Origin of the sequence: Streptomyces sp. MMG1533, assembly GCF_001279775.1 — a bacterium.
Taxonomy (GTDB): domain Bacteria; phylum Actinomycetota; class Actinomycetes; order Streptomycetales; family Streptomycetaceae; genus Streptomyces.
Genome location: NZ_LGDG01000064.1, coordinates 1 through 6668, shown reverse-complemented (window position 1 = coordinate 6668; position 6668 = coordinate 1). Strand labels below are relative to the sequence as shown.

The 6668-nt window shown below is 67.3% G+C and carries 6 protein-coding genes; all 6 read right to left on the bottom strand.

Annotated elements, in window-relative coordinates; genetic code table 11:
- Positions 1-76: 76 nt before the first annotated feature.
- Positions 77-991: a carbohydrate ABC transporter permease gene (locus ADK57_RS10430; RefSeq protein WP_078973052.1), complete on the bottom strand. Its 915-nt coding sequence runs from the start codon at positions 989-991 to the stop codon at positions 77-79.
- A 1-nt stretch (position 992) separates the two neighbouring features.
- Positions 993-1928 carry a carbohydrate ABC transporter permease gene (locus ADK57_RS10425; RefSeq protein WP_053749112.1) on the bottom strand — a complete coding sequence of 312 codons (936 nt, stop codon included), beginning with the start codon at positions 1926-1928 and terminating at the stop codon, positions 993-995.
- A 104-nt stretch (positions 1929-2032) separates the two neighbouring features.
- Complete coding sequence (locus tag ADK57_RS10420; RefSeq protein ID WP_053749111.1) at positions 2033-3340, bottom strand: extracellular solute-binding protein; 1308 nt, start codon at positions 3338-3340, stop codon at positions 2033-2035.
- Between the two features lie 97 nt (positions 3341-3437).
- On the bottom strand, positions 3438-4472 hold the full coding sequence (locus ADK57_RS10415) for a LacI family DNA-binding transcriptional regulator (protein ID WP_053749110.1): 1035 nt from the start codon (positions 4470-4472) through the stop codon (positions 3438-3440).
- A 142-nt stretch (positions 4473-4614) separates the two neighbouring features.
- A complete protein-coding gene (locus tag ADK57_RS10410; RefSeq protein WP_053749109.1) occupies positions 4615-4908 on the bottom strand; it encodes a putative quinol monooxygenase in 294 nt (97 codons plus the stop codon).
- A gap of 52 nt (positions 4909-4960) precedes the next feature.
- A partial coding sequence (locus ADK57_RS10405) for a glycoside hydrolase family 32 protein (RefSeq protein ID WP_053749108.1) occupies positions 4961-6668 on the bottom strand: 1708 nt, incomplete at its 5' end.

The window sequence follows — 6668 nt, the reverse complement described above, 5'->3', positions numbered from 1 at the left end:
CACGGGGCCTTTCCAAGGGTGCGCGAGGCGCAGGGGGTGGCACGGAGACGTGAGGGCGGGCGCGGGCCCTGCGGGGTCAGCCCTTGACGCCGCTGGAGGCGATGCTGCCGACGAAGGCCCGCTGGAAGGCCACGAACAGGGCGAGCACCGGCACGGTGATCATCGACGAGTAGGCCATGATCTCGCCCCAGGAGGGGTTGGTCTGGACGAAGTAGTCGATGCCGATCATGACCGGCCGCAGGTCCTCGCTCTGGACGACCATCAGCGGCCACAGGTAGGCGTTCCACATCGGCAGGAAGGCCAGGATGGCCACCGTGGCGATCGCCGGACCGGACAGCGGCATGACGATGCGCCGGTAGATGCCGAACCAACTCGCCCCGTCGAGGACCGCCGCTTCGTCGAGTTCCTTGGGGATGCTCTGGAAGTACTGGTGGAACAGGAAGATGAACAGGGCGTTGCCGACGAAGGGCAGGATCTGCACCTGGTAGGTGTCCAGCCAGCCCTCGGTCACGATGAGACGGCCGCCGTCCAATTGCAGCCAGGGCAGTTTGTTGACCCACCAGACCATCGGCAGGGCGTAGGTCTCAAACGGCACGATCAGTGTCGCGATCACGGCGGTGAGCACGATCTTCTTGCCGCGCCACCGCATCCGGGACAGGGCGAACGCCGCGAGGCTGTTGATGAAGATGCTCAGCGCCACGGTGATGACGGACGTCCCGACGGAGTTGAGCAGGAACCGGACGGCGGGCACCCGGTCGAAGACTCCGGTGTAGTTGTCCAGGGACAGGTGGCCGACCGGCAGGAACGCCTTGATGCCGTCCAGGTCGCCGAAGATCTGCTCGTCGGGCTTGAGCGACGACACCAGCATGAAGACGATCGGGAACGCGAAGAACAGCGCGAGCACGATGCGTGCCGCGTGCAGGCCGATCCGGCGCGGCGACGGCCTCCGGCGGCGGCCCGGGCGTGCGGGAGCAGGAGATACGGAGGTCATGTCAGTCCTTCTCCCGGGTGAGGAAGCGCTGGACGAGGGAGACGGCCAGCACCAGAACGAAGAAGACGAGGGAGATCGCGGACGCGTATCCGGTCTGCTGCTGGCTGTATCCGGTCCGCACGGCCTGGTAGACGACCGTGCTGGTGGAATCCAGGGGGCCGCCTTGTGTCATCACGCTGACCTGGGTGAACAGGGCGAACGCGCTGATGGTGATGGTGATGAGCACGAAGGTGCGGGTGGCGCTGAGGCCGGGCCAGGTCACGTGCCGGAAGCGCACCCAGCGGGTGGCTCCGTCGATATCGGCGGCCTCGTACAGGTCCTGCGGGATGGTCTGCAGTCCGGCCAGCCAGATGATCATGTGGAAGCCGACGCCCTGCCAGACGGACATGAGGATGATGGCGGGCATGGCCGTGGGCGGGTTGTTCAGCCAGTCCGGTCCGTGCACCAGGCCGAGGGTGAGGCGGGAGATGATCTCGTTGATCAACCCGGTCTTCTGGTACAGCAACGTCCACAGGACGGAGACCACGACCATCGAGGTCACGACCGGCAGGAAGTAGATGGTGCGGAAGAAGTTGACGCCTTTGACCTTGGCGTTGACGAGCAGGGCGAGAACCAGCGCCAGGCCGCCCTGCATCGGGACGACGACGGCGGCGAAGTAGAAGGTGTTGCGCAGCGACTTATAGAACAGCGGGTCGTCCAGCAGGACGCGGAAGTTCTGCAGGCCGGTGAACTGCGCCGGAGTCGGGGACACCAGACGGGCGTTGGTGAAGGCCAGCGCGAAGGCCAGCACCACGGGGATGACGATGAACATCACCAGCAGGAACACGGCGGGGCTCACCATGCCGAGTGCGGCAAGGCTCTCTCTGCGCCGCGCGCGCCGCTGCGCTGCACGTCGGGTCGGTGGGGCGTCGGCGGCAGCGCCGGACTGGGTGGACATTGACGACATTGTTGTGGCCATGGGACATCCAGGCAGGTAAGTATCCCGGCGGATGGCGGAGAGGATGAACCGCATCCGCCATACGCCGGGACGGGCGGACGCGGTCAGCTGCCGGTGGAGTAGTTGTTCGTCGACAGGTTGTTGTCGATCTGACTGACGGCCTGGTCAAGGGCGCCCTTCACATCGGCGCCGGCCAAGATGTCCATGGCTGTCTTGGAGAACACCGTGGAGATGTAGGGGTAGGCCGGGGTGACCGGCCGGACCACCGCGAACTTCTGCGCCTCCTGGAGGAAGACGTTGAACTGGCCGCCCGCCTCGTAGCCCTTGACCTGCTGCGCTGCCGCGTTGGTCGCGGCGATGGTGCCGGTGGCCTTGGCGAAGTCCACGAAGTACTTCGTCTGCCGGGAGAAGTTCAGGTAAGCCTGGGCGCCTTCCTTGTTGGAGCAGGTCGAGCTCATGCCCCACTGCCAGGACGCTCCGCCGATCTTCGGCCCGTCGCCGAAGTCGACCGGCGGGAGGATCGCCAGGTCGCTGCCGAACTTGTCGACGTTGGCCTGGCCCGACCAGCTGCCGTCCCACTGGATGGCGGTCTTGCCATTGCGGAAGTCGTCGCCGGGGCTCTTGCCGGACTTCTGCGGCGTGTAGCCCTTCGTGACCAGCGAGCGGAACCACTTGCCCCACTCGACGGCCTTCTCGCCGTTGAGGGCATCCTTGGCGGTCTTGTAGGTCGAGCGGTCGATCAGGTCGCCGCCGAAGCTCTGCAGCAGCGGGGAGTAGGCGTACGGCCACCACTCACCGGGGTCACCCGTGCCGAGGTCCAGCGCGTTCTTGAACCTGCCGCCCGACTTGATCTTGGCAAGCGCGTCCATGAGCTCGGCCTTGGTCCAGGGCTTGTCCAGGGTCGGGATGCGGATGCCGTACTTGTTCAGCACCGACTTGCGGGAGTACATGGTCAGAGCCACGTCGTAGAACCCGAACCCGTAGGTCTCGTCCTTGTACGTGGCGACCGTACTGGGCAGCTGGTCCTTCACGGCGACCTGGCCCTTGGACAGGTCCAGCGGCGCGAGGTACCCACCCCAGGCCCAGTTCGGCACGTTGGGTCCGTCGACGTCGAGGATGCACGGCAGCTTCCTGGCGGAGGCCGCGGCCACCACCGAGTCGTTGTAGGAACCCTGCGGGAACGCCTGGATCTTGACCTTGTACTTGCTCTGGCCGGCGTTGAACTCCTTGACGACCTGCTTCACGACGCCGTACTCGGCGGCGTTGCCGGCATTGTGCGTCCACAGGGTCAGCGTGTTGCCGTCGGCACCCGACGAGCCGGTGTTCCCACTACCGCCGCAGCCGGCCACGAGCGCCGCCGCGGCAAGGGCGGCTATGCTCGACACCGCGAGGCGCCTGGTTCTCGATTCCACTGGGTTCCTCCATTTTCACTGGGCACGGTCCTGGCAGACCGTGCCGGCGGCCGGTAGTGACGGCCGCCTGTATCGGTGGTGCTTCGCCGTTCCGGGGTCAGAGCCGGGGCGGCGAAGCTACCGATGCCCGTGCCACCAGCGGGCAGGGCAGCATTTCCTGAGCAGCCGGACCTGGCTCCTGGCCCGGGGTGCCCGTGAGCGCGAGCAGCTGTGCCACCGCGCGCGCCCCCATCTCGTAGTGCGGCAGGGCGACGGTGGTCAGCCCGGGGAACATCCCGTCGCAGATCAGTTCCTGGTTGTCGAAGCCGATGACCGACAGGTCGGCGGGGATCGACAGCCCCAGTTCGGCGGCCGCGTGGTAGACGCCCATCGCCATCCGGTCGGCGAAGCAGAACAACGCGGTGGGTCGATCCGCCACCTGGAGCAGCGTGCGTGCCGCCCGGTACGCGCCGGCGGCAGATGCGGCTTCGGCCACCACCAGCCGGGGATCGAAAGCGACGCCGGCTTCGGCGAGGGCCTGTCGGTATCCCTCCAGGCGTCCGTGGGTGGCCGGGATGTCGTCGACGTTGTTGATGAAGCCGATACGGCGGTGGCCGTGGCGGAGCAGTTCACGCACCGCCGTCGCCCCGCCCTGTACCTCGTCAGGTACCACTGACGGTACGGATGGGTCGTCCGCGCGTGCGTCGAGCAGTACCGTCGGGACCGAGCGCAGCTGCTCCGGCACCTCCACGACCCGGTGGTACATCGACGCGTACAGCACCCCGTCAACCTGGCGCTGGAGGAGCAGTTCGATCTCCTTGCGCTCCAACTCCTGGTCTCCGCCGGTGTTCAGCATGAGCAGCAGCAGGTCGTGCTTGGCGGCCTCCTCCTGCGCTCCGAGGATGATCCGGCCCGCGTGGGGGGTGGTGGCGATCTGGTCACTGACGAAGCCGATGGTGCTCGACCGCTTCAGTCGCAGGCCACGGGCCAGTCCGTTGGGCGCGTACCCCAGTTGCCGGGCCGTTTCCAGAACGCGCTGCCGGGTCTCGGCGTTGATCCGCTTGCCCTCGACCTCGTTGAGGATGTGGGAAACGGTCGTGACCGAGACTCCGGCGGCTGCCGCCACGTCCTTTATCCCGATCCGCCTGCCCATGTGATGCCCAATCGTTTTGGCAAGTGAGTGCGGGATGAGATTGCGCCCCGGCGGGTGCCCTTGTCAACGGCTCGTTACGGTTTCGTGGCCGCTGGATGTGCAAGGCGATGCTCGCCGCTTCCGTGCGGCGTGCCCGGCATCGTCACGCCAGCGGATCGAGGAAGGTCAGCACCGAGGCATCCTCCTCGATCAGCGGGACGAGGGCGGCGTTGAAAGGGCCGCCGTACGGGGCATTCAGGTGCGCCTGGAAGGCGTCCTCGTCCCGGTACACCTCGAAGATCCAGTAGGCGCGCGGGTCGGCTGCCTTGGTGTAGACATCGAAGGCGATGTTGCCTTCTTCCTCGCGCACCTTGAGGGCGTAGTCGCCGATCAGGCCGGCGACCTCGTCCTGCGCTCCCTCACGGGCGGTGAACTCGGCAAGCAGGGTCTTCTTCACGTCTCGTGTCCTTGTCGGTTGTGGGCGTCAGTCGTGGGGTCGGCCGTGGGCGTCACTTGTGGGCGGAGTCGAGGTGCCAGACGACGGCCTTGTCCAGCTTCACCGAGCCGTTCTCGGCGAAGACCTGCACTCCCTGGCTGGCGGGGTCGGGGAAGATCTGGTCGGTGATCACGGCCTCGCCGCTGCCGCCGAAGACCTCGACGGACGACCAGTCGACGAGGATCCGCAGCTTCACCTTGCCGTTCTTGGCCTTCAGAGGTGCGGTCTGGACGCCGGGGAAGGTGCTGTTGAAGTCGACGGCGCCGGAGCGGGTGCGGTCGACGTACAGCTCCTGTGTCGTGGTGTCGTAGCCGATGACGGTCTCCTCTCCCCCGGCGCCGGTGCGCACCTTCAGACCGAACCGGTCGGCGTCCTTGAGGGAGAACGTGGCCTCGATGTCGAGCGCCTTGCCCTTGGCCGCGGGCCCGATCAGGGTCTTGGAGGCACTCTTGACGGTGACGTCGGCCGCGGACACGGCCTGAGGCTGCCGCAGGGACGTCACGCTGTTCACGGGCCGGCTGATCAGCCGGATGCGGCCGTCGACCGTACGCAGGGCAATCTCCCGGGGGATGCTCTGCGCGCCACGCCAGGGTGACGTGGGGATGGCACCGCTGTAGTCCCAGTTGTTCATCCAGCCGACCATGTACCGCTTGCCGCCCGGCGCGTTCTCCCAGGAGACCGCCGCGTAGTAGTCCTTGCCGTAGTCGGCCCAGTCGGCGCGCTGCACGACGGACTTCGCGGCCGTGTCGGCGGCGGTGAACCGGTCGGCGAGGAGGTGCCCCCAGCCGGCGGTGTTCATGTCGACGATCTGGATCTGCGCCTCCTTGCCGGCGTAGGGGCGCATGTCGAAGGAGGCCCAGTCCAGGCTCTCGCTGTTGGAGCCGGTGGCGCTGCGGACGACCTTGCCGTCGACGATCAGGTTGACGGACGTCTCCTGGGAGACGGGCTGGGCCTGGGTGTCGGAGAGCATGATGTGGTCGACGTTCAGGTGGCCCCAGCCGCCGCTGTTGTCGTCGACGATCTTGATCTGCGCCTTCTTGCCGGCGAGTTCGCCGACGTCCCAGGAGGCCCAGTTGAGTGCCTCGCCATCCTGTCCGGTGGTGCTGCGGACGACCTGGCCGTCGACGAGGAGCTCGACGGCGGTGGGGTTGTCGGAGTCGGCGGGGTGGTTGCCGCCGCCGATGAGGAAGTTGATGTGCTTCTTGTCGACGGTGAACTCGGGCGAGGTGAGGGTGCCGGTGGTGGAGTCGCCGTTCAGGTAGCTGTTGACCAGGCCGCTTCCCAGGAAGCCGGAAACCTCCTGCTGGTTGGGGAGGGTTCCGCCGGCCGGTGCGGTGCCGAAGGCCTCCCCGGTGGTCGTCCAGTCGCCGTAGGTACCGCCCTCGAAGTCGGCGAGGACCGTGCCCGCGGGCGGCGGGCCCTGCTCCATGACGGTGCCGTCCACGTGCGGGTGCCGACCACCACCGACCTTGAAGTTCAGGTACTTGCTGTCGACGGTGAAGGAGGGCGAGGTCAGGGTGCCGGTGGCGGCGTCACCCGAGTGGAAGCTGTTGGCGAGGCCCTTGCCGTCGAAGCCATCGACCGTGCCCTGACCGTCCACCGCCCCGGCTGCCGGCGCCGTGCCGAACGCGGTGCCGGTGGCCGTCCACGAGCCGAAGTCGGTGCCCTCGAAGTCCTGCACCACCGTGCCGGTGGGCGGGGTGTAGGTGCCCTTGTCGTCG